The organism is Streptomyces sp. NBC_01520, assembly GCF_045040375.1.
Taxonomy (GTDB): Bacteria; Actinomycetota; Actinomycetes; order Streptomycetales; family Streptomycetaceae; genus Streptomyces.
Genome location: NZ_CP109404.1, coordinates 6,503,724 through 6,525,408 on the forward strand (window position 1 = coordinate 6,503,724; position 21,685 = coordinate 6,525,408).

General features: G+C 70.4%; 20 protein-coding genes and 2 pseudogenes. 11 read left to right on the top strand and 11 right to left on the bottom strand.

The window, feature by feature from the left end:
• The first annotated feature begins 98 nt into the window (after positions 1-98).
• Both hemG and hemQ read left to right on the top strand, forming a co-directional pair.
• Positions 99-1,610: a protoporphyrinogen oxidase gene (gene hemG, locus OG524_RS29330; RefSeq protein WP_405811970.1), complete on the top strand. Its 1,512-nt coding sequence runs from the start codon at positions 99-101 to the stop codon at positions 1,608-1,610.
• A gap of 4 nt (positions 1,611-1,614) precedes the next feature.
• A complete protein-coding gene (gene hemQ / locus OG524_RS29335) occupies positions 1,615-2,328 on the top strand; it encodes a hydrogen peroxide-dependent heme synthase (RefSeq protein ID WP_405387706.1) in 714 nt (237 codons plus the stop codon).
• A gap of 328 nt (positions 2,329-2,656) precedes the next feature.
• Here hemQ and OG524_RS29340 read toward each other — a convergent pair whose 3' ends face one another.
• The 5 genes from OG524_RS29340 to OG524_RS29360 form a co-directional block, all read right to left on the bottom strand.
• Positions 2,657-3,439: a TIGR04222 domain-containing membrane protein gene (locus OG524_RS29340; protein WP_405811971.1), complete on the bottom strand. Its 783-nt coding sequence runs from the start codon at positions 3,437-3,439 to the stop codon at positions 2,657-2,659.
• A 100-nt stretch (positions 3,440-3,539) separates the two neighbouring features.
• Positions 3,540-4,667: a TIGR04222 domain-containing membrane protein gene (locus tag OG524_RS29345; protein WP_405387704.1), complete on the bottom strand. Its 1,128-nt coding sequence runs from the start codon at positions 4,665-4,667 to the stop codon at positions 3,540-3,542.
• 5 nt (positions 4,668-4,672) lie between these two features.
• On the bottom strand, positions 4,673-5,965 hold the full coding sequence (locus tag OG524_RS29350; protein ID WP_405387703.1) for a DUF692 domain-containing protein: 1,293 nt from the start codon (positions 5,963-5,965) through the stop codon (positions 4,673-4,675).
• Positions 5,966-6,088: 123 nt separating this feature from the next.
• Complete coding sequence (locus tag OG524_RS29355; protein ID WP_405393051.1) at positions 6,089-6,841, bottom strand: DUF4142 domain-containing protein; 753 nt, start codon at positions 6,839-6,841, stop codon at positions 6,089-6,091.
• A 200-nt stretch (positions 6,842-7,041) separates the two neighbouring features.
• Positions 7,042-7,812, bottom strand: coding sequence for a peptidyl-tRNA hydrolase (locus OG524_RS29360; RefSeq protein ID WP_405811972.1), 771 nt, complete (start codon positions 7,810-7,812; stop codon positions 7,042-7,044).
• A gap of 71 nt (positions 7,813-7,883) precedes the next feature.
• Here OG524_RS29360 and OG524_RS29365 point away from each other — a divergent pair, with 71 nt between their 5' ends.
• Both OG524_RS29365 and OG524_RS29370 read left to right on the top strand, forming a co-directional pair.
• Positions 7,884-8,561, top strand: coding sequence for an AIM24 family protein (locus tag OG524_RS29365; RefSeq protein ID WP_405811973.1), 678 nt, complete (start codon positions 7,884-7,886; stop codon positions 8,559-8,561).
• Between the two features lie 26 nt (positions 8,562-8,587).
• Positions 8,588-8,767, top strand: a complete 180-nt coding sequence (locus OG524_RS29370; RefSeq protein ID WP_405387700.1) for a hypothetical protein — start codon at positions 8,588-8,590, stop codon at positions 8,765-8,767.
• 48 nt (positions 8,768-8,815) lie between these two features.
• On the opposite strand, the gene OG524_RS29375 is transcribed toward OG524_RS29370, so the two are convergent.
• The 4 genes from OG524_RS29375 to zapE all read right to left on the bottom strand — a co-directional run bounded on the left by OG524_RS29375 (position 8,816) and on the right by zapE (position 12,965).
• Positions 8,816-9,661, bottom strand: coding sequence for a polysaccharide deacetylase family protein (locus OG524_RS29375; RefSeq protein WP_405387699.1), 846 nt, complete (start codon positions 9,659-9,661; stop codon positions 8,816-8,818).
• Positions 9,662-9,805: 144 nt separating this feature from the next.
• The gene (locus OG524_RS29380; RefSeq protein WP_405387698.1) at positions 9,806-11,182 is read right to left on the bottom strand and encodes an alkaline phosphatase PhoX; all 1,377 of its coding nucleotides are present in this window, start codon (positions 11,180-11,182) and stop codon (positions 9,806-9,808) included.
• Positions 11,183-11,316: 134 nt separating this feature from the next.
• Positions 11,317-11,742, bottom strand: coding sequence for an OsmC family protein (locus OG524_RS29385; protein ID WP_405387697.1), 426 nt, complete (start codon positions 11,740-11,742; stop codon positions 11,317-11,319).
• Positions 11,743-11,825: 83 nt separating this feature from the next.
• Positions 11,826-12,965, bottom strand: coding sequence for a cell division protein ZapE (gene zapE / locus OG524_RS29390; RefSeq protein WP_405387696.1), 1,140 nt, complete (start codon positions 12,963-12,965; stop codon positions 11,826-11,828).
• Between the two features lie 37 nt (positions 12,966-13,002).
• On the opposite strand from zapE, the gene OG524_RS29395 reads away from it, so the two are divergent.
• From OG524_RS29395 to msrB, 4 genes are all read left to right on the top strand, one after another.
• Positions 13,003-13,785, top strand: a complete 783-nt coding sequence (locus tag OG524_RS29395; RefSeq protein WP_405387695.1) for a pyrimidine reductase family protein — start codon at positions 13,003-13,005, stop codon at positions 13,783-13,785.
• Positions 13,786-13,940: 155 nt separating this feature from the next.
• The gene (locus tag OG524_RS29400; protein ID WP_405387694.1) at positions 13,941-14,393 is read left to right on the top strand and encodes an indole-3-glycerol phosphate synthase; all 453 of its coding nucleotides are present in this window, start codon (positions 13,941-13,943) and stop codon (positions 14,391-14,393) included.
• A gap of 45 nt (positions 14,394-14,438) precedes the next feature.
• Positions 14,439-15,833 carry a UDP-N-acetylmuramate--L-alanine ligase gene (gene murC, locus OG524_RS29405; protein WP_405387693.1) on the top strand — a complete coding sequence of 465 codons (1,395 nt, stop codon included), beginning with the start codon at positions 14,439-14,441 and terminating at the stop codon, positions 15,831-15,833.
• A 10-nt stretch (positions 15,834-15,843) separates the two neighbouring features.
• Positions 15,844-16,251 (top strand): peptide-methionine (R)-S-oxide reductase MsrB, encoded by a 408-nt coding sequence (gene msrB, locus OG524_RS29410; protein ID WP_405387692.1) that lies wholly within the window; start codon positions 15,844-15,846, stop codon positions 16,249-16,251.
• A gap of 317 nt (positions 16,252-16,568) precedes the next feature.
• On the opposite strand, the gene OG524_RS29415 is transcribed toward msrB, so the two are convergent.
• Together OG524_RS29415 and OG524_RS29420 are read right to left on the bottom strand one after the other, a co-directional pair.
• Positions 16,569-17,279, bottom strand: a complete 711-nt coding sequence (locus OG524_RS29415) for a hypothetical protein (protein ID WP_405811974.1) — start codon at positions 17,277-17,279, stop codon at positions 16,569-16,571.
• A gap of 428 nt (positions 17,280-17,707) precedes the next feature.
• Positions 17,708-18,572 (bottom strand): annotated as a pseudogene (locus OG524_RS29420) (IS5 family transposase).
• Positions 18,573-18,806: 234 nt separating this feature from the next.
• On the opposite strand from OG524_RS29420, the gene OG524_RS29425 reads away from it, so the two are divergent.
• From OG524_RS29425 to OG524_RS29435, 3 genes and pseudogenes are all read left to right on the top strand, one after another.
• Positions 18,807-19,520 (top strand): hypothetical protein, encoded by a 714-nt coding sequence (locus OG524_RS29425; protein ID WP_405387690.1) that lies wholly within the window; start codon positions 18,807-18,809, stop codon positions 19,518-19,520.
• A gap of 33 nt (positions 19,521-19,553) precedes the next feature.
• Positions 19,554-20,102, top strand: coding sequence for a flavodoxin family protein (locus OG524_RS29430; RefSeq protein ID WP_405812517.1), 549 nt, complete (start codon positions 19,554-19,556; stop codon positions 20,100-20,102).
• A 138-nt stretch (positions 20,103-20,240) separates the two neighbouring features.
• Positions 20,241-21,631: pseudogene (locus OG524_RS29435) on the top strand (IS1380 family transposase).
• The last annotated feature ends 54 nt before the right edge of the window (positions 21,632-21,685 follow it).

The window sequence follows — 21,685 nt, forward strand, 5'->3', positions numbered from 1 at the left end:
GTGCCGGTTCGACGTACGGGACCCCTGCGCGGGTTGCCTTCCAGCGGTTTCGAAGTGGTCACGTTCGGGACCCGGTAACGGTTTGAGAGAGTGGACCCATGCAGTCTCCTCTTCAGCGCGACACCACGCGTACGGGCCATGTCGTCGTCGTCGGCGGTGGCATCGCCGGACTTGCCGCCGCCCACCGGCTGCTCTTCACCGGTCTCCGGGTCACCGTCCTGGAGGCGACCGGGCGGCTCGGCGGCAAGCTGATGACCGGCGAGATCGCGGGCACCCGGGTCGACCTCGGCGCCGAGTCGATGCTCGCCCGCCGCCCCGAGGCGGTCGAGCTCGCCACCGCCGTCGGCCTCGGCGACCGGCTGCAGCCGCCCGCCACCGCCACCGCCTCGGTCTGGACCCGCGACGCCCTGCGCCCCATGCCCAAGGGCCATGTGATGGGCGTGCCCGGCGACCCGGACGCGCTCAGCGGTGTGCTCTCCCCCGAGGGACTGGCCAGGATCGCCCAGGAACGCGACCTCACCCCGACCGCCGTCGGCGAGGACGTCGCGGTCGGCGCGTACGTCGCCGACCGGATCGGCCGCGAGGTCGTCGACCGGCTCGTGGAGCCGCTGCTCGGCGGGGTGTACGCGGGCGACGCCTACCGGATCTCGATGCGCGCCGCCGTACCGCAGCTCTTCGAGGCCGTGAAGGAGGGCGGCTCGCTCCTCGACGGTGTCCGGCGCGTCCAGGAGCGGGCGGCCGCCCGGCAGCAGACCGGACCGGTCTTCCAGGGCATCGACGGCGGCATCGGCACCCTGCCGGACGCCGTGGCCGACGCCGTGCGCGCCGGAGGGGCGGAGATCCTCCTCGCCACCCCCGTACTCGGGCTGACCCGGACCGCGCAGGGCTGGGACGTACGCACCGACACCCGGGTGATCGCCGCCGACGGCATCGTCCTGGCCACCCCTGCCTGGTCGGCGTCCACGCTGCTCGCCGCGGAGAGCCCGGCCGCGTCCGTCGAGCTGGCCGCTGTCGAGTACGCCTCGATGGCCCTGGTCACCCTTGCCTTCCGGCGCTCCGACATCGCGGGTACCCCGGCGCTGCAAGGGCGTTCGGGCTTCCTCGTCCCGCCCGTCGACGGACGCACCATCAAGGCGTCGACCTTCTCCAGCAACAAGTGGCAGTGGGTCGCCGACGCCGCCCCCGACCTCTTCGTGCTGCGCACCTCCGTCGGCCGATACGGTGAGGAGGAGCACCTTCACCGCGAGGACTCCGAACTCGTCGACGTCTCGCTGAGCGACCTCGCCGCCGCGACCGGGCTGAAGGCCCGCCCCGTCGACACCGAGGTGACCCGGTGGATCGGCGGACTGCCGCAGTACCCCGTGGGGCATCTGACCCGGGTCGCCCGGATCCGCGCCGAGGTCGCCGGACTGCCGGGGCTGCGGGTGTGCGGAGCGGTGTACGACGGCGTCGGCATCCCGGCCTGCGTCGCGAGCGCACGGCAGGCCGCGGACGAGATCGCCCGGTACCTCACGGGCGGGATCGCGGAGGGGAACACGAAGGATCACACGGAGGAGATCATCGCCACGCCGACCCGGGTTCAGGGCACTCGGAGCGAGGCGGGACAATAGCCGTATGAGTGCGCCAGAAAAGCTTCCGAACGCAGGCAAGAAGGCCAAGGACCTCAACGAGGTCATTCGCTACACCCTGTGGTCCGTCTTCAAGCTGCGAGATGTGCTTCCCGCGGACCGTGCCGGTTACGCCGACGAGGTCCAGGAGCTGTTCGACCAGCTCGCGGCCAAGGACGTCACGGTCCGCGGCACCTACGACGTGTCCGGTCTGCGGGCCGACGCCGATCTGATGATCTGGTGGCACGCCGAGACCTCCGACGCTCTCCAGGAGGCGTACAACCTCTTCCGGCGCACCACGCTGGGCCGCGCTCTGGAGCCGGTCTGGTCGAACATGGCGCTGCACCGCCCCGCCGAGTTCAACAAGTCCCACGTGCCGGCCTTCCTGGCCGACGAGGAGCCGCGCGCCTACGTCAGCGTGTACCCCTTCGTCCGCAGCTACGACTGGTACCTGCTCCCGGACGAGGACCGCCGCCGCATGCTCGCGGACCACGGGAAGATGGCCCGCGGCTTCCCCGACGTGCGTGCCAACACCGTGCCCTCCTTCTCGCTCGGCGACTACGAGTGGGTCCTGGCGTTCGAGGCCGACGAGCTGTACCGCATCGTCGACCTCATGCGTCACCTGCGGGCCTCCGAGGCACGGCTGCACGTCCGTGAAGAGGTCCCGTTCTACACGGGGCGCAGGAAGTCCGTCGCAGACTTGGTGGCCGGTCTCGCATAACCAGCGTTTCCGGTCACCCAGACCCGGAAGATCAGTTGGCGGGCTACGGCGCGTGTGACGCCGCCCGTCGTTCCAGCGACACCGGGTCCGGTTCCGGGCACATCGGCCGGTACCGGCGAACTGCGGTGACCTGCGGGGGAGTCAGCCATTCCTCCCCGCAGGCCGCCGCTCCTCGCCGTGTGCGGGCCGATGTGCCCCGGGCCGAAAGAGGCATCGTGGAAGGGCCGTTCCCGTCGAGGGGCGGCCCTTCCGCCACGCCCGGCCGGTCGAGGAGCGGGCATTTCGCCCTTTCCTGCCGGTCGGGGAGGGCCCTCTTGCCCCTAGCCGCTCAATGGCCCGAATACGCCGTGCGGCCGTCGCGCAGGGCAGCCCTCAGCTCGGGGTCCTCCACCGCCCCCACCCCCCGTACGGCCACCGCGGCCAGCAGATCGCGGTCCGCGCCCCGCACCGGTGCCGGGAGCGAGTCCAGCCACCGCTGCCCGGAGGGTGACGCCCAGGGGCTGTACGGATGGTTCTCCACCCGTGCGATGGCCAGGCAGCCCAGCGTCAGCACCAGCGGCAGCCCGAACCACGCCACCACCGGGCCCGCGTACCCAGGGTCCTGACCCGGCAGCAGCACCGCGGCGGCTGCCAGCACCACCACCAGCACGGCCGCACCCCGCACCGCGCGCACCGCCGACGCCAGGGTCGTACGGGTGCCGTGCGGTACGGCGAGGCCCGCCGCGACGAGCCGGTCGGCGAGGGCGCGTACGGCGTCGGCGGCAGCGGCCGACGCCCGTATCGGCGCTATGCGGGACTGGCCCTCCGGGCCGATCGCCCGGATCACGGTGCGCTCGACCTCGTCCCGGCCCTCCGGATCGACCACCGTCGCCCAGCCCGTGTGGGCGAGCAGCAGACGGCGCCGCAGATGCATGGAGACCAGCGCCAGGTCGGCGACCCGCTGCGGGCCGCCGGCCAGGAAAGCCGTCTCGTACAGGTTGAGTTCGTGAAGGGCGGGTTCACGGACGGCCTCGGCCGGCCGCTGGGCCGCGCCCGCGGTGACGAGGCAGAGCCGGATGCAGGAGACGGCCGCCGTGCCCCACGCGACCAGAAGAAGCAAGACCCAGAGCATGGCGGAGTTCTATGCGAGACGGGCAAGGAAGCGCCATGGGCTGTTCACGATATGGACGAATTACGGTCGCTGACGGTCATCGGTGGCCGTATCGGTACGTTCAGGAGCTGCTGCCGCAGCTGGAACCGCTGCTGCTGCTGCTGCAACTCGAACTGCTGCTGCTGCAACTGGACCCGCCGCCTCCGCCGCAGCTCGACCCTCCGCTGCAGCTCGACCCGCCGCCCGAACCTCCACCGCAGCCCGATCCGCCGCCCGAACCTCCGCCACAGCCCGATCCGCCGCCCGAACCTCCGCCGCAGCCCGATCCGGAACTGCAGGAGGAGCCCGTCCCGTGGCCGCCGCCGCCGGAACTTCCGCAACTTCGGCTGCCCGGGCCCGCCCCGGCGCACCACATCACGGGCAGGAGCGCGGCGCTCGTGGCATAGGAGTCCGTCGAGGGGGAGTACGGGGCGGAGGACGGCGAGGGGCGCCGGACGGACGGATGCCGAGCGGCTGCCAGCAACTGCCCCTGGAGCACGGGGTCGGGGAGTGCGCGCAGCCCCACGGTGGCCACCAGGTGGGCCGGGTCCGGGATATGGGCGTGGGCGGCCCGGTATCCGTCGGCGGCCAGGCGACCGGCCCTGGTGACCCGGGCCTTGGCCGACGCGGCGACGAGGAAACCGACGGCGCCGCCGGTCACGAGCGCGGGCAGCACCTTCACGATGAAGGGGAACGGCATGTCCGCGTAGCCCTCGTGCAGGGCGTACTGCACGAAGGTCAGCACCATGCCGACGGGGAAGGCGATCGTGCACACGACCCCCTGGGCGAGCGCCCAGCGGCGGCGGCTCAGGCTCTCGCCCGGCGCGACCATCAGCCCGCGGGCGGCGAGACCGTCACCGATCTCCTGCACCGCCGGATGCCGCATCACGGCCAGCCGGAGGGTGTGCAGGGCCCCGCTCGGGGCGACGGACAACTCCTGGAGCACGGCACGTTCCACCACGTCACGGGCCTCCGCCCGCTGTACGGCGACGATGCCTGGGCCGCCGATGACCAGCCGTCCGTCCGTGTGCAGGGCGGTGAGCGCGGTGTCCACGACCCTGGCAGGGCCGCCGCCGAGGAAGGCCGCCTCGGACCGGTCATGCACATACACGGGGCCGCCGCCATGACGGCCGGCCTTGCGGGTCGAGACGATCAGGAGCGTCGAGGAGACCGCCACGGCGAGGGTCAGCAGAAGAGCGAGGGCATTCATCGGGGTCACCTTCCCATGAGGGCGGCACGGGCCGCCCGGACGAACATGGTGCTTCGGCGCGGCGGACGCGGCGCCGCCCGGTCCTGCCACCAGCGGGTCAGCCGGAGGCGGGCCGCGGCGTCCGCCGGACGGCCCGTGATGAGCAACTGCTCGGCGAAGTCCAGGGCGTCGCGGCGGTATCCGGCGGACATCGGCCGGGTCCCGGCGTACCCGAGGAACGCCTCGCGGTAGCCGTCGCCGAGGATCTCCGGGAGCTCCGGTGCCACCTTGGCGACGACCTCGGCGCGCTTGGCGGCCAGGGCACGGCTCTGCACCCCGAGCCGCCGGTGGTCGAAGCCCTCCGGGGCCGGCGCACCGGCGACCAGCGACGAGAGCAGCGACGCCTGGGCCAGGGCGAGCCGTTCACGGGCACCGGCCGTCCGCCCTGCCGGCTCCGGGGGCCGGCCGGGCCGTCGGCGTACGGGCGCCGGAACGCCGGCCGCGGCGGCCAGCGTGGCGCGGATCGCGGTCAGTTCGCCCGCCAGCTCCGCGGCAGGCGGGAAGTCGTCGTCCCGCTCCAGCAGCACACCCGGCGGATCGACCCGCGAGCGGAGCTCGGCCAGCACGTCCAGGACGGGGCGGGTCACCGGATGGGCGTGCGTGTCGTGCCAGACCCCGTCCTTCTCGACACCGCCCGCCACATGGACGTACGCGATGGCCTCGACCGGCAGTTCGTCGAGGGCCGTCGCGGGATCCTCGCCCCGGTTGACGTGGTTGGTGTGCAGATTGGCCACGTCGATCAGCAGCCGCACCCCCGTGCGCTCGACCAGCTCGGCGAGGAACTGCCCCTCGGTCAGCTCCTCACCCGGCCAGGAGATCAGTGCGGCGATGTTCTCCAGGGCCAGCGGCACGGGCAGCGAGTCCTGCGCGATCCGGACGTTCTCACAGAGCACCTCCAGCGCGTCCCAGGTCCGCGGCACGGGCAGCAGATGGCCTGCCTCCAGCCCCGGCGACGCGGTGAGCGGCCCCCCGGCCCGTACGAACGCGATGTGCTCCGTGACCAGCGGTGTGTCCAGCAGGACGGCCCGCGCCGCCAGGTCGGCGAGGCGTCCCGCGTCGGGGCGGTCGGCCCCGCCGAGGCCCAGCGAGACACCGTGCGGGACGACGGTGACGCCGCGCTCCCTGAGGCGTACGAGGGAGGCGGGGAGGTGATCGGCGCAGATGTTCTCCGCGACCGCCTCGACCCAGTCGATCCCGGGCAGCGCCTCGACGGCGTCCTCGATCTCGGGCCGCCAGCCGATACCGGTTCCCAGCCTCATCCCGTCCCCCCTCGTCCGCTCCATCGCCTCGTACGGGGGTGATGACCCGGCATGGCGGTGGTGAATCCGAAAAGGGGGACGTTCAGAGGTGGATCTGAGGTTCCCGGGGCCGCGCGGCCGTGCTCAGGGCTGCGGCAGCGGATTCAGGGTCGGCGGCACCGGGCGCGAGGTGAAGGACTGGTCCCCGCTCGGCGTCACCGGCACCGGGACCTGCGGCACGTTCCCGCCCGACGACATGGGCGGGCCCGAGGGGCTGGCCGTCGACGTGCCGGCCGCCTCGCGGGCCAGACCGTCGAAGTCGACGAATCCGGTGAGTTCCAGCATGGTGATGTGGTCCAGGACGGTCTGGTTGGCGTCCGAGGCCAGCTGCCGGATCAGCGCGTTGCGCGTGGTGTGCCGGACCTGGGCGATCAGCGCGAAGACCTTGCCGTGCGCGGCCCGCAGCAGATTGGCGAACTTGCGTTCGTACTCCTCGCCGCCCGCCGCGGTCAGCTCCCGCAGCCAGCCCTGCTGCTGCTCCGTCGGCTGGTTCGGCAGCTCCACCCCGAGCTTGGCGGCCACGTCCCTGGCCCGCCGGTCCAGATCGGTGTGGCCGACCACCAGGTGGTCGCCCGCCGTCTTCATCGCCTCGCTCGGCGCCCGTTCGATCGCCTGCTGCCCCGCGGGCAGCTCCCACAGGCCCGCCAGCCGCACCTTGACCAGGAAGTCCCGGTCGGTCGCGGAGAGCGGGCCCCACTGGGTCGGGACGCTGGAGGCGTTCAGATTGGCCTCACCGGTGCCCGAGCGGTCCGAGTAGGACCACACCGGATAGGCGAGCGCGCCGAGCGTGGCGACCAGTGCCGCGATGATGAGGGCCGTTCCGTTGATGCGTCGCAACACGTGTGTCTCCCGGGCCGATACGTGACAGCTCTGAACCAACCGCCAACTGACTCGGCGTTCAACCTACTTGGCGGTAATGCCGGTACGGCAGTACCGGGAGGTACGTATATCGGCGCAGGGATGTTCAACCGCAGGAAGTCCGACCGCGTGGTTCCAGGGGACTCGCTGTTCCGGTGCCGGGCCGCTCGGCCCGGTGCTCAGCGGCGCAGTGCCGGGTGGTCCGCGACCACCGTGCAGGATCCCGGCGCGATCTCGGTGAATCCGGCGTCCCGCACCACCGGCAGCCCGCTCACCGTGAGCTCCCGCCAGCGGGCCGCGTCAGGCGTGGCCACGGAGAGCGGGAAACCGGCCTCCCGCCAGGCCTTGCGCTCCATGTCCGACAGCTCCCACCAGGCGAGCTGCGCACCGTGCCCGGCCTGGGCCATGGCCTTGCCCGCCGACATGCCGACCTCCGGATTCATCCACAGCACCGGCGCTGCCGGATCGGGTGCGGACGGCGGCTCGGGATCGTCCAGATCCGTGCCCGACACCTGGAGCTTGGCCAGTTCCTTGGGCCAGCCGTCCAGGGGCACCGGCGGGAACACCCGTACCTCGGCGTGCTCACCGGTGACCGTGATCCCGGGCAGCGCGGACGCCTTGCGCCACTCCGCGCCCCGCGCCCGCCGCACCACCTTACGGATCCGGGCGTCCTGCCAGTCCCGCATCACCCGCGCCCACTCGCCCTCGCCGAGCGAACGCTCGTCGGAGAGCATCGTGAGCACCGCACGGGCGGCGGTCCGCAGCGCGTCGGTGCGCGCCGGGGGATCCGCCTTCTCCATGTGCACCACCAGCGGCAGCACGAACTGTGGTGCCTCGTCGCGGGAGGTCGGCTCCGTGCGGAACGGGCTGTCCGCAGAATCGGGAACCGCCCCGGGGACGGGTTCGGGGACGGACTGGGGAAGGGGCTCGGGAAGGTCGTCGCTGCTCACGGACTCCAGTCTGCCAGGCCCGCGGAAACCGCTTCTTGCTGGAACGAAGGGCTCCGGGTGAGGATGCGGGCATGAAGAGCGATCTCTTTTCCAGCGAGCACATGGCCCAGCAGGCCACCGCCCCCGGCATGTCCCTGCAGAACGCCAAGTCCATCAAGTACGCAGTCAACGGGGAGATGCACGCGCGTCAGGGATCGATGATCGCTTTCCGCGGCGATCTGCAGTTCGAACGCAAGGGCCAGGGCATCGGCGGCATGCTCAAGCGCGCGGTCACCGGCGAGGGGCTGCCGCTCATGGCGGTCCGCGGCCAGGGCGAGGCGTGGTTCGCCCACGAGGCGGCCAGCTGCTTCATCGTGGAGATGGAACAGGGCGACGTCCTGACCATCAACGGCCGCAACGTCCTGTGTTTCGACGCGAGCCTCGCGTACGAGATCAAGACGGTGAAGGGGGCCGGCATGACCGGCGGCGGCCTCTTCAACAGCGTCTTCAGCGGCTACGGCAAGCTCGGCCTGATATGCGACGGCCAGCCCATCGTGATCCCCGTCACGGCCCAGCAGCCGGTGTACGTCGACACGGACGCGGTCGTCGGCTGGAGCGCCCAGCTGTCCACCACGCTGCACCGCTCGCAGAGCTTCGGGTCGATGGTGCGCGGCGGCTCCGGCGAGGCCGTCCAGCTGATGCTGCAGGGCGAGGGATTCGTGATCGTCCGGCCCAGCGAGCTCAAGCCGGAGAAGGCGTCGGCCAACTGACCTCGCGGGTCAGTACGCTCGGACGCATGGACGATTCGTACTGCGCTGCGCCCGCACCGGCCCCCGCACCCGTGGACGCGGGTCCGCCGTACGCCGAATGCGTGCTGTGCCGGAAGCCGACCGAGTACCCGGAGTCGACCAAGGGCAGCACGCTCTGCCCGGTCTGCGCCTGGCAGGAGGCGGGACGCACGGCCTGCTCCGGTTGACGGGGCGGGCCGTGCGCGGCGGGCGTGGGCGTCACGCGGGGACGGCCCTCAGCCGCGCATCAGCTCGGAGACCTTGACGAAGCGGTAGCCCCGCTCGCGCAGCTCCGGGATCACCCGCAGCAGCGCGCGTTCGGTTACGGGCGCAGCGCTGCGCGTGCAGTGCATGACCACCAGCGAGCCGGGTTCCACCCCGGCCAGCACCTGGTCGGCCACCGCGTCCGCGTCCGTGGCGAACGCGTCCCCGCTGACGACGTCCCACTGCACCGCCGTGACCCCCGTCGGCGCCAGGGCCTTCAGCGACGCGTCGTCGTAGCAGCCGCCGGGGAAGCGGAAGTACGGCACGACGTTGCGTGCCCCCGTCTTCCGGATCGCGGTGAAGGCCCGCTCCACATCGGCCCGCATATCGGCCTTCGACACGACCGGCAGTCCGTAGCAGGGCGTGGCGAAGGCGTAGTGGCTGTACGAGTGGTTGGCGATCTCGAACAGCGGATCGGTGCCGATCGAGCGGGCCTGGGACGGGTACTCCTGCGCCCACCGCCCGGTCATGAAGACCGTCGACGGCACCTTCAGCCGGCGCAGCAGCGCGATCAGGCCGGGGTTGTCGAAGTGCTCTCCCGCCGCGGCACGCGCCCCCTGATCCGCCGTCATGTCCGCGTCGAAGGTGAGCGCCACGATCCTGTCGGCCCCGGGAGTCCCGCCGTCGGCCCCGGCGGCCCGGCGCTCGAAGACCGGGGTCAGGCCCTGCGGCCCCGGCGCCATCGTCGGCGGTCGCTCCTCCGCCCGCACCGTGGGGCCGGCGGTCGGACTCGGCGGGGGCGCGAGGGCCGCGGTCCGCGAGGCCTCCGGGCTGCCGCAGCCGGTGAGGACCACACCCAGAATCGTGAGTGCTGTCATCGTACGAACAGATTTGATCACCGGAAGACGCTAGCTGATGGGTGATCAGAATTCGTTCAGGCGCTCCGGCCTCCTCCGGCACACGGAACCGCCGCGGGGCCGGGCGGCCGTCGCCACCCGGCCCCGCGGCCCGCTCCCGGTCGCTCAGCGCCAGGGACCCGTCACCGCGAACGTCGTCCCCGGTGTGTAGCAGTTCACGAACATCGTCCCGCCGTCCGGCGAGAACGTGACCCCCGCGAATTCGCCCCACTCGGGGTCCTCGGCCGTCCCGGTGTTCTGCCGCCCCCGCGCCATCGGATAGACCTCTCCGCGCCGCGTCACCCCGAGCACGTGCTGCGCGCCGCCGCCGTCCTCGCACACCATCAGCCCGCCGTCGGCGGCGAGGCAGATGTTGTCCGGGGACTCACCGGGCAGCTGGATGTCGGTGTCCGGGCCGAAGACGACCACCAGCGTGAGCCGGCGCCGCTTCGGCTCGTAGCGCCAGACCTGGCCGAAGTGGTCGGCCGCCGACCCCTCGGAACTGTGCGCGAAGCTGGAGACGAAGTAGACGGACGAGCCGCCCCAGTAGCACCCCTCCAGCTTCTGGGCGTGTGTGATGCCCTTCGGCCCGAAGTCCTGCAGCCGGATCGGCGTCTCGGCGGCCAGTGGATCGGGGACCGGGACCCACTCGACCCGGTCGAAGCTCGCACCGGTCTCCTGGACCGCGGACAGGTCGGGCAGCCCGGGGACCCGCATGGCCTCGAGTGCGCCCCCGGCCCGCAGTGAACCCGTGCCGCCGAGCGGCTTCTCGGGCAGGAAGCGGTAGAAGAGCCCGAACGGCCGCTGGAACGCGTCCTCGGTCTCGTACACGATCCCGTTCTTCGGGTCGACCGCGATCGCCTCGTGCTGGAAGCGGCCCATCGCGGTCAGGGGCACGGCCCCGGTGCGGCGCGGATCGGCGCCGTCCACCTCGAAGATGAAGCCGTGGTCCTTCGTGTAGCCGTTGGTACCGGCCTTGTCCTCGGTCTCCTCACAGGTCAGCCAGGTGTTCCACGGGGTGGGACCGCCCGCGCAGTTGACGGCCGTACCGGCGATGGCGACCCGTTCACCGAGTACGTTGTTCCGGTTGTCGAGCTCCAGGGCCGTACAACCGCCCTTGCCCATAGGGTCGTACGTGAGGCCCTCGACCGTCGGGACGCCGATCTTTCCCGTGACCCGGTTCTCGTGGTTGCGCACCAGATGGACCCGGCCACGGCGGCCGGCGAAGGCGGCCATGCCGTCGTGATTGCTGGGCACCGGCCCCTCGCCGGAGCGGAGCGGGTCGCCCTCGCGGGAGAGCACCCGGTAGCGGAAACCTTTCGGCAGATCGAGCAGGCCGTCGGGGTCCGGCAGGAGGGGGCCGTAGCCGCTGTGGCCCCGCGCGGCAGCCGTGCCCGCGAAGAGTTCGGTGAAGGCCCCGGCGAAGGCCACGGAAGCGGCGGTTGCGCCGCCGCGGGCCAGGACCTGGCGTCGTGTCGCGAGCCGTCGTGTTTCGGAAGACATGAGGCAACTCCCTGTTGGCGGACAGGTGTAGTGACCCGCATGTGTGTACCACGCGTCGTGTCACGCGGGAACCATGCGGGTCACCGTGCCTCGATGTGTCCCAGGGGCGGAAGAGGCCTCCGGGACGGGTGAGGTCAGGCCAGCGACGCGGTGAGCGTGATGGTCGTGCCCGTGAGCGCCTGGCTGACCGGGCAGTTCGCCTTGGCGTCCTCGGCGGCCTTCACGAAGCCCGCCTCGTCCAGACCCGGAACGACGCCCGCCACCGTGAGGTGGATGCCGGTGATGCCGGTGCCGGGCTGGAACGTGACGTCGGCCTGGGTGGTCAGCTGGGTGGGCGGGTTGCCCGCCGACGCCAGGCCGTTGGAGAGCGCCATCGAGAAGCAGCTGGAGTGCGCGGCCGCGATGAGCTCCTCCGGGCTGGTCTTGCCGTTCGCCTTCTCCGCGCGGGACGGCCAGGAGACCGGGAACTCCCCGATCCCGGAGGAGTCGAGGGTGACGACGCCCTTGCCCTCGAGCAGGTTGCCTTCCCAGACCGTGTGCGCCTGACGCGTGGTAGCCATGCTGGATCCCTTCAAACGGTGTGCGCGGTCAAACAGGACGTACGAGGCACCCGGCGGCACCTCGTACGCGTACGACCCCGAACCTACTGCGCCACCAGTCCCTTTGCCTCACGCGCCAGTGCCGTCAGCCGGGAGATCGCCCGGAAGTACTTCTTCCGGTACCCGCCGTTCAGCATCTCCTCACTGAACAGCCGGTCGAACGGAAGGCCGGACGCGAGCACCGGGACCTCGCGGTCGTAGAGCCGGTCCGCGAGCACCACCAGGCGCAGGGCCGTCGACTGGTCGGGGACCGGCCGCACATCCGTGAGGCAGACCGCCGTGATCCCGTCCGTCAGCGCGCCGTAGCGGCTCGGGTGGACCCGGGCGAGGTGGTCGAGCAGGGAGGGGAAGTCGTCCAGGGAGGCCCCGGGCGTGGCGTACGCGGCCCGGGTGACCTGCTCGTCGGAGTACGGCGGCGGCGCCTCGGGCAGCCCGCGGTGACGGTAGTCCTCGCCGTCGATCCGCAGCGGCCGGAAGTGGGAGGAGAGGCCCTGGATCTCGCGCAGGAAGTCGGCCGAGGCGAAACGGCCCTCGCCGAGCTTGCCGGGCAGGGTGTTCGAGGTGGCGGCCAGCGCGACCCCCGCCTCCACGAGCCTGCTGAGCAGGGACGACACCAGGACCGTGTCACCCGGGTCGTCCAGTTCGAATTCGTCGATGCACAGGAGCCGGTGGCCGCTCAGGGTCTGCACGGTCTGCTGGAAGCCCAGCGCGCCCACCAGGTTCGTCAGCTCGACGAACGTGCCGAAGGCCTTCAGTGAAGGGGCGGCCGGGGTGGCGTGCCACAGGGAGGCCAGCAGATGGGTCTTGCCGACGCCGTAACCGCCGTCGAGATAGACACCGCGTGGTCCGGCCGGCGGCGCCGGCTTCTTGCTGAACCGCCCACCCGTCGCCCGCCACCACCCCGCAGCGGATGCGCTCCGCGCACTTCCCTTCCTGCCCGCACCACTGGCATGAGCCCCGCCGAGACCACCGGCGAAATCGCCGAGCACCCTGACGGCCTCGGTCTGGCTCGGCTGGTTGGGGTCGGGTACGTACGTATCGAAACGCACCGAGTCGAAGCGCGGCGGCGGCACCATCTCCGCGACCAGACGGTCGGCGGGGACGCGCGGCTCGAGGGCGCACAGGGACTGCGGGGCCGTTTCGGCTATGGGGCTCTGCCCCGGCACGGCGGTGGAGGACGACACAACTCTCCACCTTAAGGGCCGTGCCAGACTGCGGGGCATGCGACGCCTGCTCCCTGTGACGGACCTGACACCCACGGCCGCCGGTACCCCCGCCGCCACCGACCGCGAGTGGACCCTCGACGAACTGGCCAACGCCTACGCGTACCCCGGGGGCGACCGCGCCTGGCTGCGCGCCAACATGGTGTCCACCCTGGACGGCGCCGCCCATCACGACGGCCGCTCCCAGGGCATCTCCTCCGCGTCCGACATGCGGATCTTCGGCACCCTGCGCGGGCTGGCCGACGCGGTCGTCGTCGGCGCCGAGACGGTGCGCAAGGAGGGCTACCGGCCCGCCAGGGCCCGGGACGCCTTCGCCGCACGCCGCGCGGCGGCCGGGCAGGGGCCCGCCCCCGTGATCGCCGTCGTGAGCGCGAGCCTGGACCTGGACTTCTCCCTGCCGCTCTTCGTCTCGCCGCTGGTCCCGACCCTGGTGGTCACCGGGGCCGCGGCACCGGCCGACCGGATCCGCGCGGCCCGGGAGGCGGGCGCCGAGGTACTGGTCGCGGGGGACGGCGCGGGCGCCGACCCGGCACGCGCCGTCGCCGAGCTGGCCGCGCGCGGGCACACCCGGCTGCTCACGGAGGGCGGACCGCGGCTGCTCGGCCAGTTCGTGGCGGCCGGGGTGCTGGACGAGCTCTGCCTGACCCTGTCCCCGATGCTCGTCGCCGGAGGCGCGCAACGGATCTCGGGCGGCCCGCCGGTGATCGTGCCGGAACGTTTCTCCCTCGTATCGCTGCTGGAGGAGGCAGGATTCCTCTTCAGTCGGTACGGGAAGATCTGACACTTACCGGAATTTACCGTTCCGGTTAGCTTCGGGTGGGCACTATTAGTCCTGCAACCCCGTGCAATTGCGGGGAAGGATGGTTTCAGCAGCAGCGGCCGTCCAGGGCCGATGAGATGAAACGGAAGGCGCCTGCCGTGTTCACAAGCGTTTTGATGATCGAGAAGCCCCTCACTCCCGAGGACGTGGAATTCGTCACGACCCTCCACGGCGAGGAGCGGATCTCGTTCGTCGTACTGATGCAGCCACGCGGTGACCAGGCCGACGTCCTGCTCCGGGCGATCGACGACGTGGCGCTCGGCGAACTGAGAGAAGCGGTCCGCGAGGGCGAGGAACCGGAAGGCAGGGCGGCGCAGGAACCCGCGGCGATCGCCCTGGAGTACTCGCTCCAGGAACTGCGCGAGGCCGGGTCGGAAGCGGTCGGACAGGTGATCGAGGACCACCCCTTGGACAAGCTGAAGTCCGTGGTCGAGGACGCGGGGGCCGACGAGGTCATCGTGCTCACCGCCCCGCACTACGTGGAGGAGTTCTTCCACCGCGACTGGGCCTCCCGGGCCCGGCACAAGGTCGGCGTACCGGTGCTCAAGCTCTTCGCGCACAGCGAATAGGCTGGGGGCGGACCGCACCCACCTCGCACCCTCGGAGACGCACGCATGGCACCCGGTATTCCTGCCGCCCTGGAACGGCCGCACTTCATCGGCATCGGCGGCGCCGGAATGTCGGGCATCGCCAGGATCCTCGCCCAGCGGGGGGCGAAGGTGGCGGGCAGCGACGCCAAGGAGTCCGCCACCGCCGAGGCCCTGCGCGCGCTGGGGGCGACCGTCCACATCGGGCACGCCGCCGGTCATCTGGCGGACGACGCGTCCTGCGTGGTCGTCTCCAGCGCCATCCGCGCGGACAACCCCGAGCTGGCCCGCGCCGCGGAGCTGTCCGTCCCGGTCGTGCACCGCTCCGACGCGCTCGCCTCCCTGATGGAGGGCCTGCGCGCCATCGCGGTCGCCGGCACGCACGGCAAGACCACGACCACGTCGATGCTCGCCGTCGCCCTGTCGGAGCTGGCCCTCGACCCCTCGTACGCCATCGGCGGCGACCTGGAGGGCCCCGGCACCAACGCCGCGCACGGCGGCGGCGACATCTTCGTCGCCGAGGCCGACGAGAGCGACCGCAGCTTCCAGAAGTACGACCCCCAGGTCGCGATCGTCCTCAACGTCGAGCTGGACCACCACGCGAACTACGCCTCGATGGACGAGATCTACGACTCCTTCGAGACGTTCGTCGGCAAGGTCGTCCCCGGCGGCACGCTCGTCGTCTCCGCCGACCAGCCCGGCGCGGTGGAGCTGACCCGGCGGGTCCGCGACATCGAGTCCCTCGACGTCGTCACCTACGGCGAGTCCGAGCGCGCCGACGTACGCGTCCACAAGATCACCCCGCGCGGCCTGACCAGCGAGGTCACGGTCGTCCTCAACGGCAAGTACCTCACCTTCACGGTCTCCGTGCCCGGCAGCCACTACGCGCACAACGCGGTCGCGGCCCTCGCCGCCGGTGTCGCCCTGGGCATCCCGGCCCACAACCTGGCCTCCGCGCTCGGCAAGTACACCGGTGTGAAGCGCCGCCTCCAGCTCAAGGGCGAGGCGGCCGGCGTGCAGGTCATCGACTCGTACGCGCACCACCCCACGGAGATGACCGCCGACCTGGCGGCCATGCGCGGCGCGGCCACCGACGCCCGCCTGCTGGTGGTCTTCCAGCCCCACCTGTTCTCCCGCACCCAGGAGCTCGGCACCGAGATGGGGCAGGCGCTCGCCCTCGCCGACGCCTCCGTCGTCCTGGACATCTACCCGGCCCGCGAGGACCCGATCCCGGGCATCACCAGCACCCTGATCATCGACGCGGCGAAGGCGGCCGGAGCCGACGTCACGGCCGTCCACGACAAGGCTGCCGTTCCCGCCGTCATCGCGGGAATGGCGAAGCCGGGCGATCTGGTTCTCACCATGGGAGCGGGCGACGTCACCGACCTCGGCCCGCAGATCCTGGACCACCTGTCGAACTGAGGGAGCCACCGTGTCGTACGACGTCGAGAAGCCGGACGAGCAATGGCGGGCGGAGCTGAGCCCCGCCGAGTACGCGGTGCTGCGCAAGGCCGGCACCGAACCCGCGTTCGTCGGTGAGTACACCGACACCAGGACCGAGGGCGTCTACTCCTGCCGGGCCTGCGATGCGGAACTGTTCCGCTCCGACACCAAATTCGAGTCGCACTGCGGCTGGCCGTCCTTCTTTGATGCACGCAACTCAGACGCGGTGGAACTTGTGTCCGACCGTTCACACGGCATGGTCCGCACCGAGGTCCGCTGCGCGAAGTGTGGCTCCCACCTGGGTCATCTTTTCGAGGGCGAGGGCTACCCGACCCCGACGGACCAGCGGTACTGCATCAACTCGATCTCGTTGCGGCTGACGCCGGACGAGAGCTGACCGTAGTCGGCTGACGATGGTCCGGCCGATGCCCGTACAGAGAATTCTGTGCGGGCATCTTCGCGTTCCTGTGGGAAAATTCCGGGCAATCTTCCCGCTCGATAGGGTGGCCCGTGTCGGCTCCTCAGGTCCCGGCGTGGGGTTGACCTCGATCCTTCAGGGGTGATCGTTGCCGGATAGGGTGGTCATTTCGCCCTGTTTGTTCCCGCTGTTCGCGGTCAGGGTCTTCGCGTGTCGCTGCGGCTGCGCCGGGTTCCACGGTCCCGGGGTTGTGCGGGTCTCTCCTTCCTGGTCTTCGTCGGGGCGGGGCCTGGTCGTCAGGTGACGGCGGTCAGGTGCTGCCGTGCCAGGACGAAGGCGGCTGCCCGGGGCCGGTCGGGGGCGAGGCGGAGGTGCCGGCGGCGGGCGTGGGTGGTGAGGCGGGCGGGTGGTGGATCCGGAACCGCATGGTGTCGGGTTCGGCGTCGGCGAGCTCGTCCTGGTCGTGCGGGGCCGGGAGGCGGAGCCAGGCGTCGAGGTCGGCGGCGGAGGTTCGCGGCGAGCGTTCGGCCCTGGTTCGCGGTGAAGGATTTCGAGGGCAGGTTGTGCGGTCCCATCGCTTTGTTCGTGCGCGCGCGGTCTTCGACGACCGCGTGGTGCCGGTGCAGAGCGTCCAGCCACTGTGCCTGGTGGGAGCCGGGGATCCGGGTCATCTTGTTGATGTTGGTGGCGATGACCGAGTACTTGAATCCTGTCTTCTTCGTGGAGTCCGGGACACCCGGGCCGGTCATCCGCTCGTGATGCAGGGCGAGTTGCTCGGCCTCCGCCACGCTGCGGGCGCCCAACGCGATGGAGATCGCCAGCTGGACGAACACCACCGCCCGATCACGCCACCCCGGCCCGCCCGCCGGGAACACCCCGGCCAGCGCCTCCGTCAGCCCCGACCGGTCCGCCAGCCGCCGCAGCAACACCACCCCGGCATGCCCGACCAGCCCTTTCCCGTCAGCCCCCACGACCAGGCCCCGGTCCCACCCTGTACGCTCGCTCACCAGAAAGGTGTCCTGATTCTTGCAACCGATGCTTCCTCGACAGTCGCATCCTCGCAGGCCAGGACACCTTTTCTGCTACCGGACCGTCAGACCGGACAATTCCGCTGAATGGTCAGGGCCAGAGGGCTCGGTTGAGCAGAGACTGCCAGGTCGTGGCGGAAGAGCGTTACGCAAGCCCTCTTTTGAGGGTATTCCGGCTAGGCGGATGTCGATTGCACTTGCCCTTGGTGAACTCAGCCAAGACTAGGCAAGCGTCAACGGGTGAGCCCATGAGAAAGATCCAGGATGTCCGCTTCGTCGGCTCGCATGAACGTGCGCCGCACGGGTGTGCGATCGCATCGCGTTGATCTTCACGTCTCCCTCACCCCACGATGCGAATGTCCGACAAGCGAACGCGGCCGACGCACCTCTCCGGCCGTTAACAACGGCTAACACAATGAGCTGATCTGTCGGTGGGTGATGAGGCAGCAGGCGAGTTTGAGGAAGGCTTCGTGGATGTCTGCTCGTCGTTCCCAGCGGATGCGGAGGCGTTTGAAGCCGTGGAGCCAGGCGAAACTGCGCTCGACGACCCAGCGGTAGGTGCCCAGCCCAGTGCCGTGGAGGGTGCCTCGGCGGGCGATGGCCGGCACGATGCGGCGTTGCCGGACCTGGTAGCGATAGATGTCGTGGTCGTACCCGCGGTCGGCGAAGAGTGAATCCGGCTTGCGTCGTGGGTGCCCGACCCGGCCCCTGACGGGCGGGATGGCGTCGATCAGCGGCATGAGCTGGGTGACGTCGTTGCGGTTGCCGCCTGTGAGGATCACGGCGAGCGGTGTGCCGTGTCCGTCGGTGATCAGGTGGTGTTTCGATCCGGTTCGGCCACGATCGACCGGACTCGGTCCCGTCTGGCTCCCCCTTTTATGGCCCGCACGTGGCTGGAGTCGACCACCGCACGCGACCAGTCGAGGCGGGCCGCCGCGTTGAGCTCGGCCAGCAGCACCTCGTGGAGCTGCTGCCAGACGCCGGCCTCGTTCCAGTCCCGAAGCCGCCGCCAGCAGGTCATGCCCGAACCGAAGCCCAACTCCCGTGGCAGGAACTCCCACTGGATGCCCGTGTGCAGCACGAAGAGGATGCCGCACAACACCTGCCGGTCCGGCAGCGGCTTCCGTCCTGGGTGCCGAAACCGGCGTTCCTTGCGTGGCAGCAGCGGTTCCATCCGCTCCCACAGGTCATCCGACACGATCCACGGCGAAGTCCCCATACCCGAACAACGCTGCACTTCTGACGCGGACACGGCCGCCAAGGCCGATCCACCTCATTGTGTTAGCCGTTGTTAAAGTTGGAAAATCCGCTGTGAGCGGTCTGCTCCTGTTGGGTTTAATGCTCCGCTAATTCAAAGGGATGGAAATACCTCATTTGATACACAGTGAAGAATTTCGTTCGGCGGTAGCCCGGTTGTCCGTGCCCGGAATGGGCACCGAGGTTGTTGGCCCGCTCCTCGCTAACCTTGTCCAACTGCTGAGGCCGCAACGCGTACTGGAGGTGGGAATGGGATACACGACCCCATTTCTTGCCGCCGCGCTCGCCGAGGCCGAGCGCACTGTCGCTGACGAGTCGCTAGCCCTTGCCGCGAAGACTCGCGGGCACTTCGACGCCGGTCGAGCGCTCGACGACAGTTGGTTGCTTGCTGAGCCTCCGCTCGTCACGCCCTCCCTTCACCTGGAGCCGTACCATCCGCGTCTCGCTGCTGTCGACGACCTGTCGATCGCCGAGTCCTCGGCGGGGCGAGTCCGTAAGGTACTCGCTGAACTCGGTCTGGACTACCTGGTTACCGTCGTCAACGCCGACATCAAGGATTCCCTCGACAAGCTGCCTGAGGAGTTCGCCCCCATCGACTTCGCCTGGGTCGATGCCTGGGAGTGCCTATGGTTTTTCGACCACTTTTGGCCCCTGATTAACCCCGACGGTGGCCTCGTCGTCATGCACTATCTGATGACTTACCCGGAGGGCGATGCCGTCCGCCGCTACATCGCGAAGTTTCAGGAACGCCACCCAGGAGAGCTGGAGGTCGTCAGCTTGCTCGAGCCGCAGAAGCTGATGCAGAACAGTGTCACGATCCTGCGCCGCACGTCCGGCGAGCAGAAGCTGCGCTACGCCGGCACCGGCGGCCTCATCAACTACTCGGAGGAGCTGCACCGCGACGCAGAGAACCACCTGAGGCTGGTTGCCGACGGCCACGGGGTCGCGGATCAGTCCGTCTGACCACCACGAGTTGTGAGGACTGCTGTGACTGTCATGCTCGACCCGGTACGGAGCCGGAGCTTCGCCTTCATCCTGGGCAGCCCTCGCGGAGGAGGCAATACCGAGACGCTGGCCCGCTACGCGGCTGAAGGACTTCCACCGGATGCCACGGACAGCTGGCTCAGTCTGAGCGAGCTGACGCTTCCGCCCAGTCCTGCCGGGCCGCTTCTCAATAGTGCAGAGAAGGTACTGCTCGATGCGACTCTGGATAGCACGGACATCGTCGTTGCGTCGCCGCTCCACTGGTACAGCGTCTCCGCCGCGACGAAACTCTATCTCGACTACTGGGCCCGCTGGAGCGGGCTGCCGGACCTTGGCTTCCGCGAGCAGATGCGGGGCAAAAATCTGTGGGCTGTCACGGCGTACGCTCGCGGCGACGAGACCGATACCCAACCACTCACAGGCATGTTCCGGCGGACTGCCGAATACCTCGGCATGGAGTGGTGTGGCGCGCTTCTCGCCCGCGCACACCGTGAGGGCGACTTGGAAGCGGACCAGGCTGCTCTGGCGAGGGCTGTCGCCTTCTTCGGTGGCGATCGCTGACGCTGCGCCTACTCAGCCTGGATCCACCGGCCCGATGGCTGTGGACAACTTCTCCGGGAACGAAGAAGTGCCCTGTGACCTGCGATGATGAGGTTTCTCTAGGACCACATCAAGCACGTTCACGAGGGCACTTCCGAGATGCGATCTTCCCATGCCCCGGCGGGGGTTTCCGCACGGTTCGACGACCCGAATCTGATCGCGTACGGCGGGCTGGCTCCGCTGGTGCGCCTGGCCGAGCGGTGCGGGCTGCCCGGTCTGGTTGATGAGCTGGTGCGCCTGCCGCCGTCGGCCAACGGCACCGGCGCCTTCCCGGCATCGAAGGTGATGGCCTGGTCGCGGGGATGGCGGCGGGCGCGGACAGCATCGACGACATGGACCGGCTGCGGCACGGCGCCATGAACGGTCTGTTTCGCGGGGTGCGGGCGCCGTCCACGCTGGGCAGCTTCCTGCGGTCCTTCACCCACGGGCACGTGGAACAACTCCATTCCGTCGCGCGCCGGTTGCTGCCCCGCCTGGCGGCCCACGCCCCGCTGCTGCCCGGCGCGGACACCGTCGCCCACCTCGATCTGGACGACACCATCAAGCCCGTGCACGGCTATGCCAAGCAGGGCGTGGGCTATGGATACAACAAGGTCAAGGGCCTGAACGCGCTGATCGCGACGCTCTCCACGCCGCTGGCCGCGCCGGTGATCGCCGCAACGAGGCTGCGCAAGGGAAGCGTGAACTCCGCCCGCGGAGCCGCCTCCTTCGCCACCGAGGCGATCACGACCGCCCGCGCCACGGGCGTCACGGGGATGCTGATCGTGCGGGCCGACTCCGCCTACTACGGTGCTGAACTTATCGCCGCCTGCAGGGCGGCCGGCGCCCGCTTCTCGATCACCGTGCGCCACAACACCTCCGTCAAGATGGCCATCGCCACCATCGCCGAGGACGCCTGGAGGCCGATCAAGTACCCCCGGGCGATCTGGGACGACGCGGAGGCCCGCTGGATATCGGACGCGGAGATCGCCGAGATCCCCTACACCGTGTTCACCTCGAAGCCGAAGAAACAGCAGGTCACCGCACATCTGATCGTGCGCCGCGTGAAAGGCCTCAACCCCGCCACGGTCCCCGAGGGCCAAGGCGAACTGTTCACCGCCTGGCGCTTCCACGCCGCGTTCACCGACAGCACGCTGTCGCCGGCCGATGCCGAGAAGGATCACCGCAGGCACGCGATCGTGGAACAGGTGATCGCGGAGTTGAAGATCGGCCCGTTCGCCCACGCGCCCTCGGGGAACTTCCAGGCCAACGCCGCCTGGCTGGCGCCGGCCGCCCTCGCCTTCAACCTGATGCGAGCCTGCGGCACCCTCGCCGACACCTTCCACGCCCGCGCGACCTGCGCGACCATCCGCGAACACCTGATCAACGTGCCTGCCCGCCTAGCTCGTTCGGCCCGCCGGCTCACCCTGCACCTGCCCGAACACTGGCCCTGGCAAGACGCCTTCGACACCCTCTTCCATGGCGTCCACGTCCCACCTCCACCGGCCTGACCAGGACCTGTCCGACCCGCCCGCGAGGGCCCGAGAGCTGTGGACACGTGGAAA

Bases quoted from the DNA above. Each gene is read 5' to 3' on its own strand.
- hemQ (WP_405387706.1), top strand. From the start codon at position 1,615: ATGAGTGCGCCAGAAAAGCTTCCGAACGCAGGCAAGAAGGCCAAGGAC.
- OG524_RS29385 (WP_405387697.1), bottom strand. From the start codon at position 11,742: ATGGCTACCACGCGTCAGGCGCACACGGTCTGGGAAGGCAACCTGCTC.
- OG524_RS29425 (WP_405387690.1), top strand. From the start codon at position 18,807: ATGGGATACACGACCCCATTTCTTGCCGCCGCGCTCGCCGAGGCCGAG.
- OG524_RS29340 (WP_405811971.1), bottom strand. From the start codon at position 3,439: ATGCTCTGGGTCTTGCTTCTTCTGGTCGCGTGGGGCACGGCGGCCGTC.
- OG524_RS29375 (WP_405387699.1), bottom strand. From the start codon at position 9,661: ATGACAGCACTCACGATTCTGGGTGTGGTCCTCACCGGCTGCGGCAGC.
- murC (WP_405387693.1), top strand. From the start codon at position 14,439: ATGGCACCCGGTATTCCTGCCGCCCTGGAACGGCCGCACTTCATCGGC.
- OG524_RS29345 (WP_405387704.1), bottom strand. From the start codon at position 4,667: ATGAATGCCCTCGCTCTTCTGCTGACCCTCGCCGTGGCGGTCTCCTCG.
- OG524_RS29365 (WP_405811973.1), top strand. From the start codon at position 7,884: ATGAAGAGCGATCTCTTTTCCAGCGAGCACATGGCCCAGCAGGCCACC.
- OG524_RS29395 (WP_405387695.1), top strand. From the start codon at position 13,003: ATGCGACGCCTGCTCCCTGTGACGGACCTGACACCCACGGCCGCCGGT.
- OG524_RS29370 (WP_405387700.1), top strand. From the start codon at position 8,588: ATGGACGATTCGTACTGCGCTGCGCCCGCACCGGCCCCCGCACCCGTG.
- OG524_RS29430 (WP_405812517.1), top strand. From the start codon at position 19,554: ATGCTCGACCCGGTACGGAGCCGGAGCTTCGCCTTCATCCTGGGCAGC.
- OG524_RS29350 (WP_405387703.1), bottom strand. From the start codon at position 5,965: ATGAGGCTGGGAACCGGTATCGGCTGGCGGCCCGAGATCGAGGACGCC.
- OG524_RS29380 (WP_405387698.1), bottom strand. From the start codon at position 11,182: ATGTCTTCCGAAACACGACGGCTCGCGACACGACGCCAGGTCCTGGCC.
- hemG (WP_405811970.1), top strand. From the start codon at position 99: ATGCAGTCTCCTCTTCAGCGCGACACCACGCGTACGGGCCATGTCGTC.
- OG524_RS29400 (WP_405387694.1), top strand. From the start codon at position 13,941: ATGATCGAGAAGCCCCTCACTCCCGAGGACGTGGAATTCGTCACGACC.